Origin of the sequence: Enterococcus quebecensis (assembly GCF_001730365.1) — a bacterium.
Taxonomy (GTDB): domain Bacteria; phylum Bacillota; class Bacilli; order Lactobacillales; family Enterococcaceae; genus Enterococcus_L; species Enterococcus_L quebecensis.
Genome location: NZ_MIKB01000016.1, coordinates 22,653 through 46,558 on the forward strand (window position 1 = coordinate 22,653; position 23,906 = coordinate 46,558).

Genomic DNA, 23,906 nt, shown 5'->3' on the forward strand with positions numbered 1-23,906 from the left:
GAGGGAATCCCTTTTGATCGATGTAAATAAATTCGAAAGTATGCAAATAGGTTTGGCTTCTCCAGAAAAGATCAGAAGCTGGTCTTACGGTGAAGTAAAGAAACCCGAAACGATTAACTATCGTACGTTAAAACCTGAACGTGAAGGTTTGTTCTGTGAACGCATTTTCGGTCCAACTAAAGACTGGGAGTGTGCCTGCGGTAAATATAAACGTATCCGTTATAAAGGTATTGTTTGTGACCGTTGTGGTGTAGAAGTAACTCGTTCTAAAGTTCGTCGTGAACGTATGGGACACATCGAGTTAGCAGCACCCGTTTCACATATCTGGTATTTCAAAGGTATTCCATCTCGTATGGGTCTTGTCTTGGACATGAGTCCTCGTGCCTTAGAAGAAATCATTTACTTTGCATCTTATGTAGTAATTGATGCCGGAGATACTTCTCTAGAGAAAAAACAACTATTAACAGAGCGTGAGTACCGCGATAAACGTGATCAATATGGTCAAGGTTTTACCGCAGCGATGGGTGCAGAAGCTGTTAAACAATTATTGGATAACGTTGATTTAGATGGTGAAGTAACTCAACTTAAAGAAGAGTTGAAATCAGCTCAAGGTCAAAAAAGAACACGTGCAATCCGTCGTTTGGATATTTTAGAAGCATTCCGTGCTTCTGGAAACTTACCAAGCTGGATGGTTATGGATGTTATTCCAGTTATCCCACCAGATTTACGCCCGATGGTTCAATTAGAAGGGGGTCGTTTTGCGACTTCTGACTTGAACGATTTATACCGTCGTGTAATCAACCGTAATAATCGTTTGAAACGTCTATTAGACTTAAATGCACCAAGTATTATCGTGCAAAATGAAAAACGTATGCTTCAAGAAGCTGTTGATGCGTTGATCGATAACGGTCGTCGTGGCCGTCCTGTTACAGGACCTGGTAACCGTCCGTTGAAATCTCTTTCTCATATGTTGAAAGGGAAACAAGGTCGTTTCCGTCAAAACTTACTGGGTAAACGTGTAGATTACTCTGGTCGTTCAGTTATCGTCGTAGGACCTAACTTGAAGATGTATCAATGTGGTTTACCAAAAGAAATGGCGATTGAACTATTTAAACCATTTGTAATGCGTGAATTGGTTCAACGTGAAATCGCAACAAACATCAAAAACGCAAAACGTAAAATCGAACGCGGAGAAGATGAAGTTTGGGATATTCTAGAAGAAGTTATTCAAGAGCATCCAGTATTGCTTAACCGGGCACCTACATTGCACAGACTTGGTATCCAAGCCTTTGAACCAGTGTTAGTTGAAGGTCGTGCAATCCGTCTTCACCCATTAGTTTGTGAAGCCTACAATGCCGATTTCGATGGAGACCAAATGGCCGTTCACGTACCATTGAACGAAGAAGCGCAAGCAGAAGCACGTATGCTGATGTTAGCAGCTCAAAACATTTTGAATCCAAAAGATGGAAAACCAGTTGTAACGCCTTCTCAAGATATGGTCTTAGGTAACTACTACCTAACTATGGAAGAAGATGAACGTGAAGGGGAAGGCATGATCTTCCGAGACATGAACGAGGCTGTGTTAGCATGGCGTAATGGATATGTCCATTTACACTCACGTATTGGGGTTCAAACAACATTACTTGGCGACAAACCGTTTACGGATTGGCAAAAAGAACGTATTTTGATTACAACTGTAGGTAAGATCATCTTTAATGAAATCATGCCTGTAGAATTCCCTTACTTGAATGAACCAACTGACTACAACTTAACAGTGCAAACACCTGATAAGTACTTTGTAGAAGCTGGTACAGACATTCCTGCTCACATTAAAGAACAAGAATTAGTTTTACCGTTCAAGAAGAAAAACTTAGGAAACATCATCGCTGAAGTATTCAAGAGATTCCACATTACTGAAACTTCTAAGATGCTTGATAGAATGAAAGACTTAGGTTATAAACATTCTACTCATGCTGGTATGACGGTTGGTATCGCTGATATCATGGTCTTGCATGAGAAACAAGAAATCATTGATGATGCCCATAAACAAGTAGAAAATATTACGAAACAATTCCGTCGTGGTCTGATTACAGATGACGAACGTTATGAACGTGTTATTGCTGTTTGGAACAAAGCTAAAGATGAGATCCAACAAAAACTGATCGAAAGTATGGATGCTAAAAATCCAATCTTCATGATGTCAGATTCTGGAGCCCGTGGTAACATCTCCAACTTTACTCAGCTTGCTGGTATGCGTGGATTGATGGCCGCTCCAAATGGACGTATCATGGAATTGCCGATCATTTCGAACTTCCGTGAAGGACTATCTGTCTTGGAAATGTTTATCTCTACCCATGGAGCCCGTAAAGGGATGACCGATACAGCCTTGAAGACAGCCGATTCAGGTTACTTGACTCGTCGTTTAGTTGACGTTGCCCAAGATGTGATTATTCGTGAAGATGATTGTGGCACAGACCGTGGTCTAGTTATCCAATCAATTCGTGAAGGTAATGAAATCATTGAACCTTTGGAAGAACGTTTACTTGGTCGTTACACTCGTAAATCAGTGATGCATCCTGAAACTGGCAAAATGATTATCGGCGAAGATCAACTGATTTCAGAAGATCTTGCAAGAGAAATCGTGGATGCGGGTGTTGAAACTGTAACGATTCGTTCTGTATTTACATGTAACACGAAACATGGTGTATGTAAACACTGTTACGGACGTAACTTGGCAACTGGTTCAGGTGTTGAAGTTGGTGAAGCAGTTGGTACAATTGCCGCTCAATCAATCGGAGAGCCTGGTACTCAGTTAACAATGCGTACGTTCCATACGGGTGGGGTTGCCGGAGACGATATTACTCAAGGTCTACCTCGTGTCCAAGAAATCTTTGAAGCACGTAATCCGAAAGGACAAGCAGTTATTACAGAAGTTACCGGTGAGGTTATCGATATTTCTGAAGATCCTGCAACACGTCAAAAAGAAGTAACAATCAAAGGGAAAACTGATACACGTACGTATACAGTTCCTTATACAGCTCGTATGAAAGTTGCTGAAGGTGACACGATTCGTCGTGGAGAACCATTGACGGAAGGTTCGATCGATCCTAAACAATTACTACAAGTTCGTGATGTATTGTCAGTTGAAAACTACCTATTACGTGAAGTACAACGTGTTTACCGTATGCAAGGGGTAGAAATCGGCGATAAGCATATCGAGGTAATGGTTCGTCAAATGCTTCGTAAAGTTCGTGTCATGGATCCAGGTGACACTGAAATCTTACCAGGTACATTATTAGATATCGCTGAATTTAAAGATCGTAACTACGACACATTAGTAGCCGGCGGCGTTCCTGCAACAAGCCGTCCAGTGTTACTAGGAATTACAAAAGCATCATTAGAAACAAACAGTTTCTTATCTGCTGCGTCATTCCAAGAAACAACTCGTGTGTTAACAGATGCTGCGATTCGTGGTAAAAAAGACCCATTACTTGGTTTGAAAGAAAATGTTATCATCGGTAAGATCATCCCAGCTGGTACTGGTATGGCTCGTTACCGTAACATGGAACCAAAAGAAGTTGGCGTAGCTAGCGAAAATGTCTACAGTATCTCTGATATTGAAGCGCAAATGGCTGCTGAAGATGCTTTGAATGAGTTGAATAAATAATAATAAAAAAGGCTTGAAATCATTCGATTTCAAGCCTTTTTTGCTTAGTAAAGCCCTGATGCAGCTTCCTGATCTAAAACAATCGTTAAGTTAGGATGTGTTTGTAATAAAGAAGCGGGTACTTCATTTGTAACTGGACCGAAGAAAGCCTGTTTGATGATAGCAGCTTTTTTTTTGCCAGTCGCAAAAAGAACAATTTCTTTCGCTTGCATCACGCTTTTTGGTCCCATAGTCACGTAAAAGTTTGGGCGTTCATTTTCATCCCCACTTACTTCGTTCAATAAGATATCTTTCATATTCTCAGTAGCATCCTCCCCTACATAAGAAGTTAAATTTTCAAATTTGGTTGTTCCTGGCAGATTTCCACAATAATGCCCATCGGCTCCGATGCCTAATAAAATTAAGTCTAGCCCGCCATCTTGCTGGATTCTTAGATCCTGAGATTTGTAATTGTGCTCATCTAGCGGATGGATATGACTTTCAGGAATTTCAGCTGGTTTAAAGAAGAGATTGCTGAGATTGGTCATAGTAACGCCATAACCTTTTTTTTGTTTGAAGGGTATTTCATCGAAATTGTAATAATGAACATTATCAAAATAAGGTTTATTTTTTACGTCAGCAACTAAGTATTCATACATTTTAACTGGTGTTGAGCCAGCGGTTATGGCTAAGTTGACTCTTTTTTGCTGATACATTTTACCTAGTAGAATGTTTGCGGCAACACGACTCATTTTTTCATAGTTTTCTTCAATAATGATTTTCATTCTATTCACGTCTCTTTCTTTTTATTTACTCTATCATGTGGGAACAATCCCATGTCAATGGTATTTTGTTACAAGCAAATCAATATCATTATTCTTTTATTCGGCTTATGATAGAAAAAAGAAGAGGTGAGGTAGAAATGGAACATCAATATGAAAAAGCAATTTTTGCTGGAGGTTGTTTCTGGTGTATGGTTAAACCATTTGATAGTCAGCCAGGTATTATTTCTGTGGTTTCTGGTTACACTGGCGGACACATTAAAAATCCAACATATGAACAAGTTACGACTGGTTTAACAGGACATACAGAAGCTGTTGAAATTACTTATGATCCTATGATTATGCCTTACGAGAAATTAGTGGAGATTTACTGGCAGCAAACAGATCCCACAGATGCTTTGGGACAATTTGCTGATCGTGGGGATTCTTATCGCCCGGTTATTTTTTATTCAAATGAAACACAAAAAGCAATTGCAGAAAAGTCAAAAGCAGAGTTGCAAGCCAGTGGACGTTTTGCACAACCGATTGTCACAAAAATTGAACCAGCTCAACCTTTTTATCCAGCAGAGGATTATCATCAAGGGTACTACAAAAAACATAGTGTGCACTATAATTTATATAGGGAAGGTTCTGGACGAGCTGGTTTTATTCGGAAAAATTGGAAAGCTAGTAAATGATCAGTTATCCAAATAATATTATTTTTTAATCAAAGTGTTGTAATTTAATTACTAATTAGATACAATAAATATGTTGATTATATAATATTCTGAGGATGGCGATAAAGTGGATATAAAATTAGAGCTAGGAAAAAAAATTCGGATGTTTCGTGAACAAAAAAATTTAAGTAGAGAAGCTTTTTGTGATGACGAATTAGAGTTGACAGTTAGGCAACTATCTCGAATTGAGTCAGGTGAATCGTTACCCACTCTTCCTAAGCTTACTTATATATCAAAACAACTTTCTGTTCCTATTTCCCATTTGATAAATGAAAATCAGGTGACTTTACCCGAACGTTATATAAGATTGAAGATGAGTTTATTTAAGCGACCTCCACAATATAACCATGCAATGGAAAAAATAGTGGAGGATATATTCGAAGAAATATACAAAGACTATTATGAGGTTTTGCCTGAAGAAGAACAACTCTTAGTAGACATTGCGCAGGCCCAAAATGATGTAAATCTTTCAGAGAAAATAGATTTTGGCGAAGGGATATTGCAAGAGTATTTTTTTCAAGTAAAGAATAAAAAAGAGTATTCCGAAAATGATTTATTGATTGTACATTTATATTTTGGTTGTTGTCATTATAAACCATATGATGACCAAGAGTTTGATACTTTGGTAGAAAAGTGTTTGGAACAAGTAAATTACAGTTCAGAATTAGGATTGATCATTTTAAATAGAGTTTTGGGTACAATAGCGGGGCTGTATATCATCTCAGATCAATATGACAAAGTTTTGAATGTAATAAAAATTTCTAATACTATAATGAAGATGAGTCAGGATTTTCATAGAAAGCCAATTATTGACATGGTAGAAGGAAAGTATTGGCTTCATTGTAATGATATAGAAAAAGCTAATAAAAAATATAATGATGCAATGGTACTTGCTCAATTACATGGGGAGGATTTATTGGCTGAACGGATTAAGATGGAATGGGAACAAGATAAAAATACTTGATTATAGACTGTAAAAACATGAACCATGTTTTTACAGTCTATTTTTTTTGTCCAATAATTTATAAATGCTTTTATTCCTGACAAAGATGTCCTGTTGAAAAAAACGATAAAGCAGTAAATTAATACATGTAAGGAAGAAACAAAACAAGCAAGAAGCAGGTGAGAGAAAATGGAATTATTAAACATGGTAAGAGAGTTATGGTGGAACCAATAAAAGGATGACAAAGATGTCCTGTTGAAAAAAACGATAAAACAGTAAATTAATACATATAAAGAAGAAACAAAACAAGTAAGAAGTGGGTGAGAGAAAATGGAATTATTAAACATAGTAAGAGAGTTATGGTGGAACCAATAAAAGGATGACAAAGATGTCCTGTTGAAAAAAACGATAAAACAGTAAATTAATACATATAAAGAAGAAACAAAACAAGTAAGAAGTGGGTGAGAGAAAATGGAATTATTAAACATAGTAAGAGAGTTATGGTGGAACCAATAATAGAATGACAGGATGATCTGTTGGAAAAAAGATAAATCAATAAATTGCTATATACAACAAACATGAACTAATGATAAGAGGAGGGAAATTATGACTAAAATAAAATATTTCATTAAAGATAAAGAAGTGGTACATAGACAATTAGTTATTGTAAACGAGGGGAACGAAGATAAGTTGTTAAAGGTACTTAATAAAGGTGAGCTATTAAAAATTATCATGATTCCTCAAAAAACAGAGAAAGAATTACTTTTTGAATATTTAAGTTTAGAGGATGTCGAAGTGTTAGAAATAGAATAGATCAATAAAAACAATAGAGGGGGGATAAAAATGAAGGTATTAATAGTGAAAATGATATGTTAAAAACCAAATGATCAATTACGTTGTGGTAATTATTATAAAAAAGTAGAGTAATAAATTTTATAACGGAGAGTCATTTTTAAGGAGAATACTATGTTATTTTGCTTATAAATTATCAATATATATTTAATTAAGACATGAAAGTTTCATCGGAATTTATCTAAAAATATTATGACATGAGGGGGAAAACATATGGAAAATAGGAATGTTTATCCATTAGTAAAAACAACAACATTAACAAAGAAGTATAAGGAATATCAAGCGGTCAATGAAGTGTCTATGACAATTAATAAAGGTGATATTTATGGATTTATTGGAAAAAACGGGGCTGGTAAAACAACGTTTATTCGCCTATTGACCCGATTGATTGAGAAAAGTTCTGGGAATTTGTCATTCAGTGACAATGTAGTAACAATGGGTGCAGTGATTGAAGGGCCTGTTTGTTATCCTTATTTATCAGCTAGAGAAAACCTAAAATATTATGCATTACAAAGAAATATTAAAGATAAGAAAAGAATTGATGAAGTTCTAACATTTGTTGGTCTGGCGGATGTAGACCCTAAGAAGAAATTTAAAGACTATTCATTAGGAATGCGCCAGCGTTTAGGAATTGGGCTAGCAATCTTGGAAAAACCAGAGTTTCTTATTCTGGATGAACCAATCAACGGACTTGATCCTCAAGGTATTGTAGAGATTCGTGAAATTATCAATCGCTTAAATCAAGAATATGGTACAACTATTTTGATTTCCAGTCATATTCTGTCAGAGCTATCATTAGTAGCAAATCGTTATGGTATCATCCATGAGGGTAAATTAATGAAAGAATTGACTAAGGATGATTTAGAGGCCGAATGTGGACATTTTATTACATTAAAAAGTTCGGATCAGATAAAAACATACGATCTGTTGCAAAAGAGTGGTTACACAGTGGAAAAAGACCAGAATCTTTTGATAATTCGTGAAGGAAAAGAAAGTATGGAATTGATCTCAAAAGTTCTATATCAAAATGATATTTATTTACTAGAGTTTAGTTACAAAGAGGAAAATTTAGAAGAATACTATTTGAATTTGATTGAGGGAGGAATGTAGAATGATTATTTTTAATACACTAAAAGCAGATTTTTACCGAATTATAAAAAGTGCTCTGGGTTTTTATTCCATAGTTGGCCTGATGGTGCTAGGATTGTTGTTTGCTTTTCTTGGAAAAGACACATCCGCTCTTGAGACTCTTGAGAGTGGTTTAGGGAATGGGACGTTACTTTTACCGGTTTTTTTAACAAATGTTTTTGTTATCGCTTGGGGACACGAGTTTAGTTTCAGAATAGTCAACAATTCGTTGATTTCAGGCATGAAGAGAAGTCAGTTTTTTATCAGTAAAGTGTTGTTAACATTTATTTTGACTCTGTTTTTTGTAGGAATGTATACGGGCAGTCTGTTATTAGGGACTTACTTTTTTTCAGGCGGGTTTGAGATTATGTCAGTACTCAAGGTCATCGCGTTACAAACGCCTCTTTATTTAGCGGCAGGGTCATTGGGGATTTTATTGTTTAATGTGTTGAAAACTAGTTATGTATGTATTGCTGCATTTATCTCTATTGCTTTTATTGGAGACAATTTATTGGGGAATGTTATTTCAACTTACTTTTCTCAATATGATTTTATCTTAGATACATTGTTCTTTTCTAATTTAAGAACGGTTGTTGGTTATGAAGCATTATCACAAGGAACATTACAGTTGATGATGGTGAGTAGTGTTGTTTATGGTTTGTTAGCATTGATAGTAAGTTTTAGTGTATTTCAGAAAAGAGAATTTAAATAATTGGAGGAATTAATATGAAAAAGAAATTAATTATTATTTTAGGTGTACTGTTGACGATTGGAGTTTTTGGATATACCTCTGTTTCAGGAGCAAGTACGGATACTAAAGTGAATTTAGATTGGAAATTGAACGGAAAAGATTTGAAAAAACTGGAGTTAATTGGTGCAGAGCAGGATGTGTTTGTTCAGGTAGAACAAACAGAAAATAAAGAAACTAGTATTCATCTGGAAGGGAAAGTTTCTGATAATACGGAGCGGAATTTGAAAAAAGTTAGACAAACAGAAGATGCTTTAAAAATAGAACTATCTTCTTTGAATAAAGTACGTGTGATGGCAACGAATGAAGGCAAGGATCATTTAAAACTAGTTGTATCTTTAGGAAAAGATGTGTTGTTGAAAGAATTTGATATAAAATCTGCCATTGGTAATGTAGAGGTGACAGTTCCTGAGAACTTTAAAGGAGAATATTCAGCAGATAATAAAGGGTATGGGGAAATCACCATTCTTAAATCAGATAAGGCAGCTAATCAGCTGATTTCTGTTGAAACAATGGGAGATATCACAATCAAAAAATAGAAAGGATGGATTGAATGTATGCTCATTATATGCAAAAATCCAGTACTGATTGCGGGATTGCCTCTTTAAGAACAGTGTTAGAGCAACTTGAAGTAAAGATCAAAAATACTAAAGAGTTATATAAAAGTTATAGTATAAAAAAAGATCAAGGGCTATCTCTTGGAGAGTTGAATCGTATATTGTTGAAATATGGTGTGAAATCCAATGCGTATACGCTAAGCGATTTTAATGAAATACGAAAACTAGATAATTTTCCGATGGTGCTGGTGGTGGAAAATGACGGATGTGCCCATTATATTGTTCTTCATAAGATAGAAAATAATAGATATATTATTTCTAATCCAGCTGAACCAGAAATTAAAGAATACGATGAAGAGTATTTACAATCGATTTTCTTGGGGTTTCTTATATACATTGAAGGCATGGGCGAACCTGTGGTTTTAGAAGAGTTGGAAAGTTTCAAACAGGATGAAAGTAAAAGTATCGGCACTGTGCTTTATCAAGAATTGATGAATGAACTTCCATTGAAGTTGAAAGTAAATATGGCATTATTGCTGTTAGCAAAATATTTATTGCCTCTTATATCAACATTTGTTATACAGATGTTTATGTCTCAAACTTCAGAATATTCTAGTGTCAGTGAGATTGTATTACCAGGACTGATTGTTTTTTGGACAATTATTCTCTTCTATTATGTCAATCTAAAGGAAGGGAAACAGAGGATATTATTGGAGAACAAGATGCAGGAGCGGGTACTTTTAAATTATTATAAACAGAAAATTAATGACTTAGATTCTGGGAAAAATTGTGATAATGTAACTGGTTATTTTTGGAACTTAATTTATTCTGTGTCAGGGTTAGTTCAGAAGTTCTATTTTAAATTAAATGTAGTGTATGTCTTATTTTTATCATTACTTTTAGTAAAATTCTCCTTCTATTTGATGTTGTTACTACTGTTTTGGACAACTATCTTTGCAATATATCTAAAAAGAAATATTCAAACAGTTAAAAATAATGAATTAAATATCATTGGTAAATCATCTGCCTTTTCAGCTTCTGTAGAAAATAATATAAAAACATCGTTAGATATCAATTTATTTTCTAAAAATAAACAATCTGAGGACTTTCTACAAAGTAAGATGAGTGAGTTTTTAGAAGCAAGAATAGCTAGCTTTTCTTCTGAATTGCAGATTGGATCCGTCTATCAGTCATTTCTGACATTGATGAGCCTGAGTACTTTTATTGTTTTAGGATTTTTGACAATTTTAGGTGGTAGTCAGCAGATTTTGGATAATAGCAATGGAATATTGATTATTTCAATTATCTTAAGCAGCTTAGCACCAGTTATTGAAAATTGGTTATCTTACCAAAAAAGTACAGTCGCTATTGATCACATTCAAAGTTCAGATGATTATAGTACAGAAAAGCTAGAAGCGACAAAACATGAATTGAACCTTTCGGAGATTAAAGAGCTATCTATTAAAGATTTAACTTTTAGCTATGAAGAAGATCAGCTTATATTGGATAAAGTAAATGTTCAGATGAGGTCTGGCAATATTTACGGTATCAAAGGTGAAAATGGAGCAGGTAAGTCTACCTTCGTAAAACTCTTATCTGGTATTTTGGAACCTGATTCTGGGACATTTGCTTTTAATAAAAATGAACTAGAAAAGACATCTTTAAAAATGGAAAATATCAATGAGTTCATTAGTATGTATTCCCCAGAATTTAACGTTTATGGGAATACGGTTGGACGAAATATTCGTTATAAAGTGTTTAATGAAACATTGTCTGAGCAAGAAAAAATTGGATATCAGGATATTTTTAACTTAGGTATGAGTAATAACTACCTACTACAGACTGATGGAGTCAATATTTCTCAAGGTCAGAAACAGAAGATATTAATCATGCGGGCGCTTTATCAAAATAAGAGTATTTATATCTTTGATGAGCCTACAGGTAATTTAGACGATACGTCAAAAAAAATGCTAGTTAAAGAACTACAAAAATTGGCATATCAAAAAGATAAAATAGTGATCTTAATTAGTCATGAAGAAGAGATCTTAAACTGTGCAGATGAAGTGTTACAGATAAAAAAATTGAGTAAGGAGGAGTGATCAGGTGAAAAAAAGTCTATTAATTGGAATTATAACTGTAGTAGCAATAGCTGGCTTCTTATATTTTAGTAAAGATACAACAAAAGACTATACAAAAAATAAGATCGATGCAGAGCAAATAGTGGAGATGAGTAAAAAAGATGAGGATCTATATGTCTTGATTGGAAATCGTTCATGCGCATCTTGTAACGAATATAAGCCAATTCTACAAAAAGCCATCAATGACACTAAAACAGAGGTTTACTATATGGATACAAACAACAGAAAAAACGGTTCATTTTTAAAAGAGCATAATATTACAACTACGCCAACAATTTTAATGATTAAACAAGATAAAATTAGCCGTGTAGAGGGTAGCATCAGCTTGGAAGAGACAAAAACACTCCTTAAAGGGGGCGTGTCTTAGATGAAAAAAACAAAATTTATCATAATGGCAGCCAGTCTTTTCTTAGTAGGTAATATTTTGTTAATAACTAAGGTTGTATCAGCAAATGATGAGTTAGAAAGACAAAAAGAAGAACTGACTCTGGCGAAAAAAAGCTATCCAGAAATTTACAATTATCTGAATGCTGTTACGGTTGAGAACTTTGAAACTAAGGTTGCAGACAAGGAAGATTTCTATGTATATTTCGGTCGACCTACTTGTGGAGACTGTAATGAGTTTGAACCTCATTTAATTGGATTAATCAAGGAATATAAGTTACAGGATTCTTTGGTCTATCTCAACGCAGCAGAGTTGAGGAAAGATGAGAAGGCTTGGGAATTATTTAAAGAAAGATACCAACTACTGTATACACCTACCCTAGCTAAATTTGAAAAGGGAAAGTTAGTTTCTAAAGAAGAGTGGACCCCTGAAAATGGTATAGCAATAGAAAATGTTGAGAAATGGATTATGGAAAATATCGAAAGGAAGAATAGACTATGAAAAAATTAGATTATAAACGAGCAAATCAAATAAAAGCAGGAAAAAGAGCAAGTTTGTTCAGCAAATGGTCATATTTCGCTGTTTTGAATAGAAGATAGATAAAGCAAGGTTTAAAGAAGTTAGTATATGTATGTAAACAATATTTATAGGTTTCATTTGTAATTAATAAAAAAATAAAGAAAAAGAGGGAAAACAATCATGAATAAAGAAATAGAAATCGTAAAACAATTGAGAGCTGGGTTAGAAACTGGCGAAATTGAAATGCGTAAAGTATCAAGTATGCACGAGCTAGATGTTAATAGTCAAGAAGAGGTAGCCGGAGGAGCAGGTTGTCGATTTGTCTGGAATGGCTGGGGCTTTTTCTGTAGAAAATAAAATTAGGAGGAATAAAAGGTGAATCAAGAAGAAATTTTAAACGAATTAGAATCAAAATTAGAATCAGGCGAAGTAAAAGTACAACAGGTACAAGGATTAAAGCAGCTGGACGAGGCAACACTGGAAGAGATCAATGCAGGTTGGAAATGTGTAATTAATATTTGGGGCTTAGGTTTCATTTGTAATTAATAAAAAAATAAAGAAAAAGAGGGAAAACAATTATGGATAAAGAAATGGATATCGCAAATAAACTAAGAGCAGGGTTAGAAGCTGGCGAAATCGAAATGCGCAAAGTATCAAGTATGCAGGCATTGGATATTGAGAGTCAGGAAGAAGTAGCTGGAGGAGCAGGATGTTGGTTTGTCTGGAATGGCTGGGGCTTTTTCTGTAGAAAATAAAACGAGGAGGAATAAAAGATGAATCAAGAAGAAATTTTAAACGAATTAGAATCAAAATTAGAATCAGGCGAGGTAAAAGTACAACAGGTACAAGGATTAAAGCAGCTGGACGAGGCAACACTGGAAGAGATCAATGCAGGCTGGAAATGTGTAATTAATATTTGGGGCCTAGGCTTCATTTGTAACTAATAAAAAATAAAAAAAGAGGAGAAACAATTATGAATAAAGAAATGGATATCGTAAATAAACTAAGAGCAGGGTTAGAAGCTGGCGAAATCGAAATGCGTAAAGTATCAAGTATGCAGGCATTGGATATTGAGAGTCAGGAAGAAGTAGCTGGAGGAGCAGGATGTTTGATTGTTTGGAATGGCTGGGGCTTTTTCTGTAGAAAATAAAACAAGGAGGAATAAGAGATGAATCAAGAAGAAATTTTAAACGAATTAGAATCAAAATTAGAATCAGGCGAGGTAAAAGTACAACAGGTACAAGGATTAAAGCAGTTGGATGAGGCAACATTGGAAGAGATCAATGCAGGTTGGAAATGTGTAATTAATATTTGGGGCTTAGGTTTCATTTGTAATTAGCATAAAATCATAATCTATATCTATAAGTCACTGCTTGGGCTGGAATTATTTGGAAAAGAATAACAGCAGGTGAAACGAGATAAAGACATTTCCGTCTTTATCTCGTTATTTATATACAAAAAAGTACAAAGAATAAACCGAAACTTAAAAAAGGAACAAAAGGAAGCTGTTGTATTTTTTTTCCGAAAATAAATCGGAAAAATATCAAAAACAATAGCGCACTGCTACTTGAAACAAATAGTAAAATAATAAGTGATGTATTTCCTAGTAGTATCCCCCATAATGTTACCAAAAGGATATCCCCTCCGCCGATAGAATTTGGAAGTATAAAATTGAAGCTAAATAAACTAACAAATAGGAATGTACCTGTAAATAAGTGTATTGGTAGTCCTAAAGAATAATGAGCTAAGCATACTAGCACTGCAAATGGATAGAAAATCTTTGGTTCAACAATTAGATAAAAAATATCAGTTAAAGTCAAAGTAAAAGCAGTTAGTAAGAAGAAAAGAATGTACATAGAATTAGCATCATTGAAGCTTGTTATTGTAAACAGGAAACCACAAATAAGTTCACTAAAAAAATAACTGACAGATAGTTTATGCTTGCAATGACGGCAACGAAACCTTAATAGCAAGATAGCGATGATTGGAATTAATTCAAAGAACAGTAATTTTGTTTTGCAATAGGAACACTGTGAAGCTGGTGTGAGAATTGACTTTCTAAGAGGAACACGTTCTGCAATTAAACAAAGGAAAGAACCAATTACACTTCCAAAAATAAACGAAATAAACCACATAAAAAATCTCCTTTCATATGATAAATACGCAATGAACAGTTTTTTTTATTAGGTAATTTCTTTTTTATTGGAAATGATGAAAATAAGAAGTGAAGCGAGGTAGTGGGGAAAATAGTAATTGATATGGATATAGGAACGGTATAACGGAGGCTGTCGCTTTTCAATAAGGAATAACGGTGTGTGTGATATGTGCTCATTTCTGAAGTTTTAGATCCTTAAAATAGAAAGTGATGTTATCGAAATGTAGCGTTGTAGATAATTTCTTTGTTGATTTTAATCCCTGAGACAAAACTGTTTTTAGTTTTGTCTCAGATTCTTTAAAATCTCTCTGTACTAAACAAATATTAATTACTCTTCTTAATGGAAGGGTTGAATGACCTTTCCACTAAACTTGAAGGCTCCTTGATTGTAATCGTTCTCCATTTTGTAAAATGCATAACTAACGTTTTCTATTTCTGAGGATAAGTTTGACCATCGGATTGTAGCCTCTTTAAAATCTACAACACCATTATTTGAAATGCTACCAATTTCCCCGTACTTAAAAGGTTTTGTCTCAATTGATTTCACTAAATCAATTGTATGATCCGTGTTAAAGTCTACAGGAGGCAAGATGATTTCTTGATTTGTTGCGTCAATTATCTTCACATGTGTCAAAATGTTAATGTCGGATATTTGATTAGTTGATATATCTACCAGCTGGAGGTTAACTGGGTTAATCCCTTCTAATGAAGTTAGATTATTCCCTGAAACCACAAGCTTTTCTAATTGTTGATTCTTTAGTGAGGATAGACTTGATATTTCATTATTGGGAGCAATAAATTTTGTCAGTTTAATATCTGCGATTGGGGATAAATCATTGACTGCCCCATTCGCTATAAATAATTGAATTCCGTTTTCATTTTTAGCATACTCTAGGCCTGTTAAATCTTTTACTCCCCACGCATATACTGAAGTTAGCTGCTTCATGTGTTTTTTAGTGATAATATCATTGTTAATTTGAATCCCAGCTATTGATAAAGCTTCTAATACGCCTTTTCTTAAATTTTTGTCAGGAATAATGACCTCATCTTCTAAGATAGGTTGGATGACTTTTCCACTGTAATAAACATTGTTGTTCTTTCTGGAATCTACTGGCCATTGATAACGCCGATCAAATTCATAGGTTAATTCTTTTGTATTATCAAGCAAATTGTTCCAGGTGATTTTAGTATATGATGGATCTACATTACCATTTTCAGTGATATTGAAAATGCTATCTTTAACATCTGAAAATGCATAGTTTGATACGTGTTTTACCAAATCAAGTGTAATAGATTCTGAAAATGAAATGGGTCTATTTGTTATTGTTTGGTCTAACGCCATTACCATACCTGTTGTTGTTGGGATATTGCTTATGTCGGATATGTGATTTTCGGAAACGTCGACGATGCGCATGTTTGTCATATTTAAATCTGCCAGAGAAGTTATTTTATTATTGGGTAAATTAAAAAGATACATTTGTTGATTTCTCAATGGAGACAGATCCGAAACGTTGTGATTTGGCATAATAAGTTGGTTCAACTTTATATTTTTTAAAGGCGATAAATCACTTACGTTACCTTTTCTTATGTCAACCACGACACCCGTTACTCTTGTCAGATGCTCTAATCCAGTTAAATCAGAAACCGCTTCCCAAACAGTTACTTGTGATAGGGCAGCCATGTGAGCTTTTCGGACAATATTATCTGATACATCGGAAATATCCTGTAGTCGGATATAATTAATTACTCCGGTTCTTAAATTTTCATCTGGAATATAAACTTCATCACCTGAGTTAGGGACTTCATTTGCTGAAGCATGTTCGATATTCACACATAAAAATAGAAAAAACGATGAAATTACAAAAAATAAAATTTTTTTTACTGAAAGTTTTGACATATCCATTCTCCTTTTTTTGTTTAAATTTTATCATTATTAAATGGCGTTAAGCTTATTTGAATAAAAATCGAAAATATTTTGTTTTTTATTCGTTATTTTTATATTAATCTAATTGTAAAGTAAATAAACTTATATGTCTATTTATTTCGGGTGTGTGTTGTTTGTTGAAGAATAATAGTTTTTCGTTAAGTGGTGGGGTATAATAGAATATACAGATAGAAGGCGGTAGGATTTGGGATAGAATAAAATTCTGAGAGATAAGCGAAGTCTTTACTGGAAATGGTAAATTTTTTAATTACACGAGCATATTTTTTTGAACAAAAATAAAAAAAGCAAAGATTTCATGATCTTTAGATAAGAGGATTATTTATCTTTCATTTAGCCAAGAGAATGGAGGGAAGAAAATGAAGAAATTATGGATTACTTCTTTGGTTTTAGCAGGCCTTTTTTTGACAAGTTGTGGAGCTCGAGGGATCTCAGCTGAAGATGCTGGCGAATTGTTTGTTGAGCGTCTCGTGTATCAAAAAGAAGAGAGTAAGTTTGCTAAGGAATTTCGTGATGGTAAGCAAGCTGGAAAAGAACTAGATGAAAATAGTAAAACATTTGAAGAAAATTTTGCAAAAGGCTTATCGTCTACGGGAGCAAAGGTTCCAGAAAAGCAGGCAGATGAGTTAACAAAAGAACTGTTACAACAAACAAAAGAAAAAACAACCTATAAACTCGTCAATATAGATGAAACAAAAACGGGAGCTACGATTACTTACTATGTTACTGGCTTAGATTTAGTAAGCGCAATGCAAGAGATGACTAGGCAGTTGGTAAAAGAAACTTTAGCGAATCCAGAAGTAGCTAAGGATGATCAAAAAACGCTGGAAGCTACTTTTTCTATTTTAGAAGAGCGAGTTAAAGCAATTAAAATCAAAACAGATCCAGTTGAACTTAAATTGCATTTAGAAAAAGAAAAAGGTAAGTGGTTTGTACCAAAAAATCAAAAAAAAGCAGTATCTAATTTGTTTATGTCATTTATTTCAGGTTCGAAAGACTTAGATGCGATGAATAAAGAACTACAAGATGCGTTGAATGAAGTTGCCAAAGAAATCGTTGATTCGTTGGATACATTACCGATTCCTAATGATGATTAACGTTGTAGTTTATAATTATTATTAAATTAAAAATATTATAAAAATGAACGATTTTAGTGTACTTTTCCGTCAGTTCGTACTACAATTATGGGTGTAGATAACTATTTAGGAGGATGATGTATAATGAAATTTGAACAAACTAAAGAAGTTTTGAATCAATTAGTTGCAGACTTAAGCCAGTTTTCAGTAGTAATTCACCAAACACATTGGTATATGCGTGGACCAGAGTTCTTAACATTGCATCCTAAAATGGACGAATATATGGATCAAATCAATGACCAATTAGATGTTATTTCTGAGCGTCTAATCACATTGGACGGTGCTCCTTACTCAACATTACAAGAATTTGCAGACCATACTGGCATTGAAGATGAAATCGGCACATATGAGCGCACAATTCCTGAACGTATGGAAAAACTAGTAGAAGGTTACCGCTATTTAGCAGATCTATACCAAAAAGGAATTGACGTATCTGGTGAAGAAGGCGACGATTCTACGCAAGATATCTTTATTGCAAATAAAACAGATATCGAGAAAAATATCTGGATGCTACAAGCAAAATTAGGTAAGGCGCCTGGTATTGATGCAGATTCACGTGCGAAAACTCGTTAATTTAAAGAATTTGAAGGCTTATGAAAGATAGCTTGCTATCTTTCATAAGCCTTTTTTGTTTTCTCGCTTTCCAGCTGTAACTTGCTACGTTGGATCGCAGCTTGTACTTGATCAAATCCTGTTCCACCGTATGAGTGTCGACGTTCGATTGCTGTTTTTGATGAAAGCGTTGGGTAGATATCTGATTCAATTAAAGGTGTAATCGCTTGATACTCTTCTAGAGAGATATCCTGTAAGTAGATTCCTTTTTTTGTGCATGCCAATACCAATTTACCAACTATTTCATGGGCTTGTCTAAAAGGTATTCCTTTGTTTGCTAGGTAATCTGCAAGTTCTGTTGCGTTTGAAAAATCTTTTTCAGTTGATTGTTCCATGACGTCTTTATTTAGTGACATTGTTTCTATCATCCCAGTCATGATTTTCAAACTAGTTAGAACCGTATGAGCGGTATCAAACATTCCTTCTTTGTCTTCTTGTAGATCTTTGTTATAAGCTAAAGGTAATCCTTTTAAAACTGTTAAGAGGCTGAATAAATTGCCGTATACACGACCTGTCTTTCCACGGATCAATTCAGCCATATCTGGATTTTTTTTCTGGGGCATGATGGAACTTCCTGTGGAAAAGGTGTCAGTGAGTTCAATAAATTGAAATTCATGGCTGCACCATAAAATGATTTCTTCACAAAAACGAGAAAGGTGCATCATTAAGATAGAACTATTACTAAGAAACTCTAGTATAAAGTCTCGATCACTAACACCGTCCAAACTATTTTCGTAGATTGAAGAAAACCCCAACAACTCAGCTGAATACGTTCGATCAATTGGGAAGGTCGTTCCAGCCAGTGCAGCACAGCCCAATGGAGAAATATCGATGCGTTTTAAACTTTCTGAAAAACGTTCTTGGTCTCTTGTCAGCATGCCATAATAAGCCATCATATGATGGGCAAATGAGATAGGTTGTGCGTGTTGTAAATGAGTGTAGCCAGGCATGATAGTGTCAACATTTTCCTCCGCTTTACTAACCAACACTTGCCGAAATAAGTGGGTTTCTTCGATGATTTCTTGAACAGCTTCTTTCAGATAGAGATGCATATCTGTGGCCACTTGATCATTTCTGCTGCGGCCTGTATGCAATTTCCCGGCTACAGTTCCTATTTCTTCATGCAAGTGTTTTTCTATATTTAAGTGGATATCTTCATTTTTTATACTGAATTCAAGTTCACCTGTGGCTAATTTTTTTTGAATAGTATTCAGTCCCGAAGTGATTTGTTCAGCTTCTTTATTAGTTAAAACCCCTGTTTTCGCTAACATTTTTACATGAGCTAAGCTTCCAGTAATATCTTGTTTGGCTAATTTTTGATCAAAAGGGATCGAAGCACCGAAGGCATCGATCCAGGCTTCGCTTTTTCCTTCAAAGCGGCCTCCCCACAATTTTTCCATTATTAACACCTCGTTTATGTATGATTATTCATTTTGGCAAGAAAGGGAATATCTGTTTTTAGGTATTAGAGGATATCGTTTTTACTATAAAAAGTGTTTATTGAGATAATAGCAAAGCGTATAAGGATTATTTTTTAATCAAAATTCCTGTTATCCGTTGTAATAAGCTTTGCTATCAATGATTATTAGTTATTTTTGTTTAGTGAAGTTTGGACTTCGGCATGTACTTTTGTAGGCAATCCCCAAAGTTTGATAAATCCTACAGCAGCATCCTGATCAAATGTATCGGCAGATGTATAAGTGGCTAGGTTTTCATTATATAGACTGTTCTCTGATTTACGTCCTTCAACAATAGCGTGTCCCTTGAATAATTTCACTCGTACAATGCCGTTTACGTATTTTTGAGTAGACGTTAAGAAAGCAATCAATGCCTCAGTTAATGGATTGAACCATAATCCATTATAAATAATTTGAGATAATTGATTTTCAATAATCGGTTTGAAATGTGCGACTTCACGCACAAATGTTAAATCTTCCAGCTCTTTATGGGCGGTCATCAAGGTAATGGCTGCTGGACATTCGTAAACTTCACGGGATTTGATTCCGACTAAACGATTTTCTACATGATCAATACGCCCAATGCCGTGTTTTCCAGCTAAGTCATTTAAATTAAGGATTAACTCTGAAAGTATCATTTCTTTGCCGTTGATGGCTGTTGGGACACCTTCGACAAAAGTCAGCTCAATAATATCCGCTTCATTTGGGGCATCCTCTAAACTAGCAGTTAATTCATACGCGCCTTCTGGTGGTGTCGCCCATGGATCTTCTAGAATACCGCATTCGTTGGCACGTCCCCAAAGATTTTGGTCAACAGAATAAGGATTATCCAAATCTGCTGGGACTGGTACACCATTTTCTTTTGCGTAGTTGATTTCTTCTTCACGGGACCATTTCCATTCACGGACGGGAGCAATCACATTGATATCGGGTGCAAGAGCGTTGATGGCTACTTCAAAACGTACTTGATCATTCCCTTTTCCTGTACAACCGTGGGCAATCGTTGTTGCCCCTGTTTCTTTAGCTAATTCAACTAATTTTTTAGCGATCAGCGGGCGAGATAAAGCAGAAACTAACGGATAAGATTGTTCATAAAATGTGTGACCTTGCAATGCAATTAAGGCAAATTCTTGAGCGAATTCTTCTTTTGCATCAATGGTATAAGAAGCTGAGGCGCCAACTGCTAAAGCTTTGTTTTTGATGAAGTCTAAATCTTTCTTTTCACCAACATCCAAACAGCAAGCAATCACATCGTACCCTTCATCCACTAACCATTTAACAGCGACAGAGGTATCTAATCCTCCAGAATAGGCTAAAACAACTTTTTCTTTCATCGAGAACACTCCTTGTTTTCTAATTGTCTTTTTTTGATTGTATTCATCATAGCACTTGGAAATACAAAAATCAATCGATTTATTAAATAAATATTCATTTTCAAGCTATTTAAAGAAATAATATTCATTATTATTTGGTTGGATTGCATAATATACAGTACGTACTTTTTTGTGTTTTTCATTTTCTATAGAGTAAGATCTTTTTGTACAAGAAAAAAGTATAAGAAAAATCGAGGGAAACCACAGAAATTCATTGACTTTACTAGTAATAGAAGGTATCATGTTAAATGGTATTGTTTGCCCCACAATGAGCCCCGGAAACTCAAGTGAATGTCAAACATCGAATAGAAAATTGGAGGAAAGAATCGTGCGTACAACATATATGGCCAAATCTGGCGAAGTAGAACGTAAATGGTATGTAGTAGATGCAACAGATATCCCAATGGGACGTCTATCAACTGTAGTTGCTTCTATCTTACGTGGAAAAAATAAACCAACATTCACACCACATGTGGATACTGGAGATTTCGTAATTGTAATTAATGCTGACAAAATTAAATTAACTGGTAACAAAGCTTCTGACAAAATTTACTACCGTCACAGCCAATACCCAGGTGGGTTGAAGTCTGTTACTGCTGGTGAATTACGCGATAAAAATTCTCGTCGTTTAATCGAAACTTCTGTAAAAGGTATGCTTCCTAAAAACACTTTAGGCCGTAAACAATTTACTAAGTTGAATGTATACGGTGGAGCTGAGCATCCACACGCTGCACAACAACCAGAAGTATTAGATATCACTAACCTAATTTAAGGAGGGAAATTCATTGGCACAAGTACAATATATCGGCACTGGCCGTCGTAAAAATGCAGTTGCCCGCGTACGTTTAGTACCTGGTACTGGTAAAATTACTGTAAATAAAAAAGACGTTGAAGAATATATTCCACACGCTGACTTGCGTGAAGTTATCAACCAACCATTTGGTGTAACTGAAACTAAAGGCGCTTATGATGTAATGGTAAACGTTAATGGTGGAGGCTACTCTGGTCAATCAGGTGCGATCCGTCACGGAATCGCTCGTGCATTATTAGAAGTAGATCCTGATTTCCGTGCTGCTTTAAAACGCGCTGGACTTCTTACTCGTGATGCCCGTATGGTAGAACGTAAAAAACCAGGTCTTAAGAAAGCCCGTAAAGCTTCACAGTTCTCAAAACGTTAATTGTTGGAGTCGTTGCGAATTTATTCGCTTACGAACACAATATGGGACGGAGATTTCGCAAGAAATTGAGTACCATTCAATTGCAACAGTTCAAGACACTTTCCATTTTTTGGAAGGTGTCTTTTTTTATTTGGTTACAACTTATTGATTAACTCGTAACTGTTTCACCTGGATTAGCTTTCCTGTACGCCTCTAACTGTTTGGTTGTATCAACTTTTAACTGTTCATTAGCATGACCATAAACATCTCGAATCATGTTAGAAGTTTCTCCGTGTCCGACAAGAGCTTTGATAATTAAGTCATCACTCCCTTGATTCAATAGGTCGGAAACAAAAGTATGTCTTAAACTGTGAGGTATAATATGATGAAGGCCATATTTCTTCTCTAGTTGGTTCAATTTATTATTCAGTCAATCTGTATGGAGTGGTTGGGTTACATCACCTTTTTGATTGACATAGGTAAATAGAAATTGCTGAGGTTGATTAGAAAATTAAAAATAGTCAGAGAGGTTTGTTTATAGTATCGCTTCATCGGTTGAGTAAAAAGGCACCTAAAGGATGTTCCTATTAAAGGATATCTGTTAGGTGTTCTTTGAACATGGCTAAAAATAATGTTATGTATATTGTCTTGTAATCTGTTAAATCGCAAACTTATTGTAAAATAAACATTTATTTATATACATTAATCTAAATAGAAAATTATATAGGAGATACTAATATGAATAGAGATCTTATATTCAAAAACTAAGAACATATAATATTTTTTGAAGGAAATATAAAAGGTAAAACGGTTAATTGTCATGAGTTCTCTTTAATTTATTTTTTAGGACTAGCAGAAGTAACCAGAACGCATTTTGACGAAATCTATTCTGGAGATAAGGGTACTCAACATGAGTCTATTTTGGCAGATTGGCAAACCAAAGAGTCTACTCGTTTAACGATTTTAGCATTTAATCTGTACGAAGATTACTTATTTGGTTTTAGTAATCAAGTCTATCAACATAAATTGAATCTTGATTTTAATGGATAACAAAAAGAAAACTGGAATAATTTTATAAAAATTAATTCAATGAGTAATCTATTCTCGGATTTAAAGATGAGGGAGTTTTATCTACAAGCAATCAGTTTACATTTATATTAATTGAATAAAAAAAATTACAAATAAATAATATATTTTGCCTTTAAAAAAATAAAAATATTCAATTAAGACTGAAGAGTTGCCTTTAAATCTTGTTTTGTTTCTAAAAACCATTGACAAGCATACTTATTGACGGATATACTTATTTATGTAAAAAATTTTATTACAGAGTAGGAGAGATCATAATGGCAGGAGCAATTTCCGTCACACCCGAGCAACTGAAATCACAAGCAAAGGTTTATACACAATCACAACAACAAATCCAAGATGCGATTCGTAAAGTAAATTCAATGAATCAACAAATCGCACAAGAGTGGAAAGGTCAAGCGTTCCAATCGTATTTAGAACAATACAATCAATTAGAAGGTAACGTTAAAAAAATGGAAGAATTGTTGATCAGTATCAATAGTCAATTGAACAAATATGCTGACACAGTAGCACAACGTGACCAACAAGATGCAAGTTCTTTCGGTTTAAACTAAATTAATTTTGAAATAAAAAA

At 34.5% G+C, this 23,906-nt stretch carries 28 protein-coding genes; 22 read left to right on the plus strand and 6 right to left on the minus strand.

Going from position 1 to position 23,906, the window contains the following annotated elements; translation table 11 throughout:
• Positions 1-13: 13 nt before the first annotated feature.
• Positions 14-3,667 carry a DNA-directed RNA polymerase subunit beta' gene (gene rpoC / locus BCR23_RS11335; protein WP_069635601.1) on the plus strand — a complete coding sequence of 1,218 codons (3,654 nt, stop codon included), beginning with the start codon at positions 14-16 and terminating at the stop codon, positions 3,665-3,667.
• Positions 3,668-3,711: 44 nt separating this feature from the next.
• Here the strand turns inward: rpoC and BCR23_RS11340 are convergent, their stop codons facing one another.
• On the minus strand, positions 3,712-4,431 hold the full coding sequence (locus BCR23_RS11340; protein WP_069635602.1) for a glucosamine-6-phosphate deaminase: 720 nt from the start codon (positions 4,429-4,431) through the stop codon (positions 3,712-3,714).
• 137 nt (positions 4,432-4,568) lie between these two features.
• Between BCR23_RS11340 and msrA the strand changes: the two genes are divergently transcribed.
• The 15 genes from msrA (at position 4,569) to BCR23_RS14780 (ending at position 13,753) form a co-directional block, all read left to right on the plus strand.
• A complete protein-coding gene (gene msrA / locus BCR23_RS11345) occupies positions 4,569-5,105 on the plus strand; it encodes a peptide-methionine (S)-S-oxide reductase MsrA (protein WP_069635603.1) in 537 nt (178 codons plus the stop codon).
• 106 nt (positions 5,106-5,211) lie between these two features.
• Positions 5,212-6,108: a helix-turn-helix domain-containing protein gene (locus BCR23_RS11350; protein ID WP_083241956.1), complete on the plus strand. Its 897-nt coding sequence runs from the start codon at positions 5,212-5,214 to the stop codon at positions 6,106-6,108.
• Positions 6,109-6,693: 585 nt separating this feature from the next.
• Entirely contained in the window at positions 6,694-6,900 is a 207-nt protein-coding gene (locus tag BCR23_RS11355; RefSeq protein ID WP_069635604.1) for a hypothetical protein, read from the plus strand.
• Between the two features lie 252 nt (positions 6,901-7,152).
• Positions 7,153-8,049: an ATP-binding cassette domain-containing protein gene (locus tag BCR23_RS11360; RefSeq protein ID WP_069635605.1), complete on the plus strand. Its 897-nt coding sequence runs from the start codon at positions 7,153-7,155 to the stop codon at positions 8,047-8,049.
• A gap of 1 nt (position 8,050) precedes the next feature.
• Positions 8,051-8,779 (plus strand): ABC transporter permease, encoded by a 729-nt coding sequence (locus BCR23_RS11365; protein WP_069635606.1) that lies wholly within the window; start codon positions 8,051-8,053, stop codon positions 8,777-8,779.
• Between the two features lie 14 nt (positions 8,780-8,793).
• Positions 8,794-9,354, plus strand: a complete 561-nt coding sequence (locus BCR23_RS11370; RefSeq protein WP_069635607.1) for a hypothetical protein — start codon at positions 8,794-8,796, stop codon at positions 9,352-9,354.
• A 14-nt stretch (positions 9,355-9,368) separates the two neighbouring features.
• Entirely contained in the window at positions 9,369-11,471 is a 2,103-nt protein-coding gene (locus BCR23_RS11375) for an ATP-binding cassette domain-containing protein (RefSeq protein ID WP_069635608.1), read from the plus strand.
• A 4-nt stretch (positions 11,472-11,475) separates the two neighbouring features.
• The gene (locus BCR23_RS11380; protein ID WP_069635609.1) at positions 11,476-11,877 is read left to right on the plus strand and encodes a thioredoxin family protein; all 402 of its coding nucleotides are present in this window, start codon (positions 11,476-11,478) and stop codon (positions 11,875-11,877) included.
• The gene (locus tag BCR23_RS11385) at positions 11,878-12,396 is read left to right on the plus strand and encodes a thioredoxin family protein (protein WP_069635610.1); all 519 of its coding nucleotides are present in this window, start codon (positions 11,878-11,880) and stop codon (positions 12,394-12,396) included.
• A 198-nt stretch (positions 12,397-12,594) separates the two neighbouring features.
• A complete protein-coding gene (locus tag BCR23_RS14755; protein WP_167352170.1) occupies positions 12,595-12,771 on the plus strand; it encodes a hypothetical protein in 177 nt (58 codons plus the stop codon).
• Between the two features lie 18 nt (positions 12,772-12,789).
• Positions 12,790-12,960, plus strand: coding sequence for a hypothetical protein (locus BCR23_RS14760; RefSeq protein WP_167352171.1), 171 nt, complete (start codon positions 12,790-12,792; stop codon positions 12,958-12,960).
• 32 nt (positions 12,961-12,992) lie between these two features.
• Positions 12,993-13,169, plus strand: a complete 177-nt coding sequence (locus BCR23_RS14765; RefSeq protein WP_167352172.1) for a hypothetical protein — start codon at positions 12,993-12,995, stop codon at positions 13,167-13,169.
• A gap of 18 nt (positions 13,170-13,187) precedes the next feature.
• Positions 13,188-13,358, plus strand: coding sequence for a hypothetical protein (locus BCR23_RS14770; RefSeq protein ID WP_167352171.1), 171 nt, complete (start codon positions 13,188-13,190; stop codon positions 13,356-13,358).
• Between the two features lie 29 nt (positions 13,359-13,387).
• Complete coding sequence (locus tag BCR23_RS14775; RefSeq protein ID WP_167352173.1) at positions 13,388-13,564, plus strand: hypothetical protein; 177 nt, start codon at positions 13,388-13,390, stop codon at positions 13,562-13,564.
• Positions 13,565-13,582: 18 nt separating this feature from the next.
• On the plus strand, positions 13,583-13,753 hold the full coding sequence (locus tag BCR23_RS14780; protein WP_167352171.1) for a hypothetical protein: 171 nt from the start codon (positions 13,583-13,585) through the stop codon (positions 13,751-13,753).
• A 109-nt stretch (positions 13,754-13,862) separates the two neighbouring features.
• On the opposite strand, the gene BCR23_RS11390 is transcribed toward BCR23_RS14780, so the two are convergent.
• Together BCR23_RS11390 and BCR23_RS11395 are read right to left on the minus strand one after the other, a co-directional pair.
• A complete protein-coding gene (locus BCR23_RS11390; protein WP_083241957.1) occupies positions 13,863-14,549 on the minus strand; it encodes a prepilin peptidase in 687 nt (228 codons plus the stop codon).
• Positions 14,550-14,906: 357 nt separating this feature from the next.
• A complete protein-coding gene (locus BCR23_RS11395) occupies positions 14,907-16,466 on the minus strand; it encodes an Ig-like domain-containing protein (protein ID WP_069635611.1) in 1,560 nt (519 codons plus the stop codon).
• Positions 16,467-16,870: 404 nt separating this feature from the next.
• On the opposite strand from BCR23_RS11395, the gene BCR23_RS11400 reads away from it, so the two are divergent.
• Entirely contained in the window at positions 16,871-17,608 is a 738-nt protein-coding gene (locus BCR23_RS11400) for a DUF5105 domain-containing protein (protein ID WP_069635612.1), read from the plus strand.
• Between the two features lie 123 nt (positions 17,609-17,731).
• Positions 17,732-18,220 (plus strand): Dps family protein, encoded by a 489-nt coding sequence (locus BCR23_RS11405; RefSeq protein WP_069635613.1) that lies wholly within the window; start codon positions 17,732-17,734, stop codon positions 18,218-18,220.
• A 35-nt stretch (positions 18,221-18,255) separates the two neighbouring features.
• Here BCR23_RS11405 and argH read toward each other — a convergent pair whose 3' ends face one another.
• Positions 18,256-19,659 (minus strand): argininosuccinate lyase, encoded by a 1,404-nt coding sequence (argH, locus tag BCR23_RS11410; RefSeq protein ID WP_069635614.1) that lies wholly within the window; start codon positions 19,657-19,659, stop codon positions 18,256-18,258.
• A gap of 185 nt (positions 19,660-19,844) precedes the next feature.
• Entirely contained in the window at positions 19,845-21,050 is a 1,206-nt protein-coding gene (locus tag BCR23_RS11415) for an argininosuccinate synthase (RefSeq protein WP_069635615.1), read from the minus strand.
• Positions 21,051-21,414: 364 nt separating this feature from the next.
• Here BCR23_RS11415 and rplM point away from each other — a divergent pair, with 364 nt between their 5' ends.
• Both rplM and rpsI read left to right on the plus strand, forming a co-directional pair.
• Positions 21,415-21,861 carry a 50S ribosomal protein L13 gene (gene rplM, locus BCR23_RS11420; RefSeq protein ID WP_303393681.1) on the plus strand — a complete coding sequence of 149 codons (447 nt, stop codon included), beginning with the start codon at positions 21,415-21,417 and terminating at the stop codon, positions 21,859-21,861.
• 13 nt (positions 21,862-21,874) lie between these two features.
• A complete protein-coding gene (gene rpsI, locus BCR23_RS11425; protein ID WP_010762225.1) occupies positions 21,875-22,267 on the plus strand; it encodes a 30S ribosomal protein S9 in 393 nt (130 codons plus the stop codon).
• A gap of 148 nt (positions 22,268-22,415) precedes the next feature.
• Here rpsI and BCR23_RS14980 read toward each other — a convergent pair whose 3' ends face one another.
• Positions 22,416-22,664, minus strand: coding sequence for a tyrosine-type recombinase/integrase (locus BCR23_RS14980; RefSeq protein ID WP_276205078.1), 249 nt, complete (start codon positions 22,662-22,664; stop codon positions 22,416-22,418).
• 359 nt (positions 22,665-23,023) lie between these two features.
• Here BCR23_RS14980 and BCR23_RS14925 point away from each other — a divergent pair, with 359 nt between their 5' ends.
• Both BCR23_RS14925 and BCR23_RS11430 read left to right on the plus strand, forming a co-directional pair.
• Positions 23,024-23,296, plus strand: a complete 273-nt coding sequence (locus tag BCR23_RS14925; protein WP_338030595.1) for a DUF6075 family protein — start codon at positions 23,024-23,026, stop codon at positions 23,294-23,296.
• A gap of 293 nt (positions 23,297-23,589) precedes the next feature.
• Positions 23,590-23,886 (plus strand): WXG100 family type VII secretion target, encoded by a 297-nt coding sequence (locus BCR23_RS11430; protein ID WP_010761887.1) that lies wholly within the window; start codon positions 23,590-23,592, stop codon positions 23,884-23,886.
• Positions 23,887-23,906: the final 20 nt, after the last annotated feature.

Bases quoted from the DNA above. Each gene is read 5' to 3' on its own strand.
- BCR23_RS11340 (WP_069635602.1), bottom strand. From the start codon at position 4,431: ATGAAAATCATTATTGAAGAAAACTATGAAAAAATGAGTCGTGTTGCC.
- msrA (WP_069635603.1), top strand. From the start codon at position 4,569: ATGGAACATCAATATGAAAAAGCAATTTTTGCTGGAGGTTGTTTCTGG.
- BCR23_RS11355 (WP_069635604.1), top strand. From the start codon at position 6,694: ATGACTAAAATAAAATATTTCATTAAAGATAAAGAAGTGGTACATAGA.
- BCR23_RS11360 (WP_069635605.1), top strand. From the start codon at position 7,153: ATGGAAAATAGGAATGTTTATCCATTAGTAAAAACAACAACATTAACA.
- BCR23_RS11365 (WP_069635606.1), top strand. From the start codon at position 8,051: ATGATTATTTTTAATACACTAAAAGCAGATTTTTACCGAATTATAAAA.
- BCR23_RS11370 (WP_069635607.1), top strand. From the start codon at position 8,794: ATGAAAAAGAAATTAATTATTATTTTAGGTGTACTGTTGACGATTGGA.
- BCR23_RS11375 (WP_069635608.1), top strand. From the start codon at position 9,369: ATGTATGCTCATTATATGCAAAAATCCAGTACTGATTGCGGGATTGCC.
- BCR23_RS11385 (WP_069635610.1), top strand. From the start codon at position 11,878: ATGAAAAAAACAAAATTTATCATAATGGCAGCCAGTCTTTTCTTAGTA.
- BCR23_RS14755 (WP_167352170.1), top strand. From the start codon at position 12,595: ATGAATAAAGAAATAGAAATCGTAAAACAATTGAGAGCTGGGTTAGAA.
- BCR23_RS14765 (WP_167352172.1), top strand. From the start codon at position 12,993: ATGGATAAAGAAATGGATATCGCAAATAAACTAAGAGCAGGGTTAGAA.
- BCR23_RS14770 (WP_167352171.1), top strand. From the start codon at position 13,188: ATGAATCAAGAAGAAATTTTAAACGAATTAGAATCAAAATTAGAATCA.
- BCR23_RS14775 (WP_167352173.1), top strand. From the start codon at position 13,388: ATGAATAAAGAAATGGATATCGTAAATAAACTAAGAGCAGGGTTAGAA.
- BCR23_RS14780 (WP_167352171.1), top strand. From the start codon at position 13,583: ATGAATCAAGAAGAAATTTTAAACGAATTAGAATCAAAATTAGAATCA.
- BCR23_RS11390 (WP_083241957.1), bottom strand. From the start codon at position 14,549: ATGTGGTTTATTTCGTTTATTTTTGGAAGTGTAATTGGTTCTTTCCTT.
- BCR23_RS11395 (WP_069635611.1), bottom strand. From the start codon at position 16,466: ATGTCAAAACTTTCAGTAAAAAAAATTTTATTTTTTGTAATTTCATCG.
- BCR23_RS11400 (WP_069635612.1), top strand. From the start codon at position 16,871: ATGAAGAAATTATGGATTACTTCTTTGGTTTTAGCAGGCCTTTTTTTG.
- BCR23_RS11405 (WP_069635613.1), top strand. From the start codon at position 17,732: ATGAAATTTGAACAAACTAAAGAAGTTTTGAATCAATTAGTTGCAGAC.
- argH (WP_069635614.1), bottom strand. From the start codon at position 19,659: ATGGAAAAATTGTGGGGAGGCCGCTTTGAAGGAAAAAGCGAAGCCTGG.
- BCR23_RS11415 (WP_069635615.1), bottom strand. From the start codon at position 21,050: ATGAAAGAAAAAGTTGTTTTAGCCTATTCTGGAGGATTAGATACCTCT.
- BCR23_RS11430 (WP_010761887.1), top strand. From the start codon at position 23,590: ATGGCAGGAGCAATTTCCGTCACACCCGAGCAACTGAAATCACAAGCA.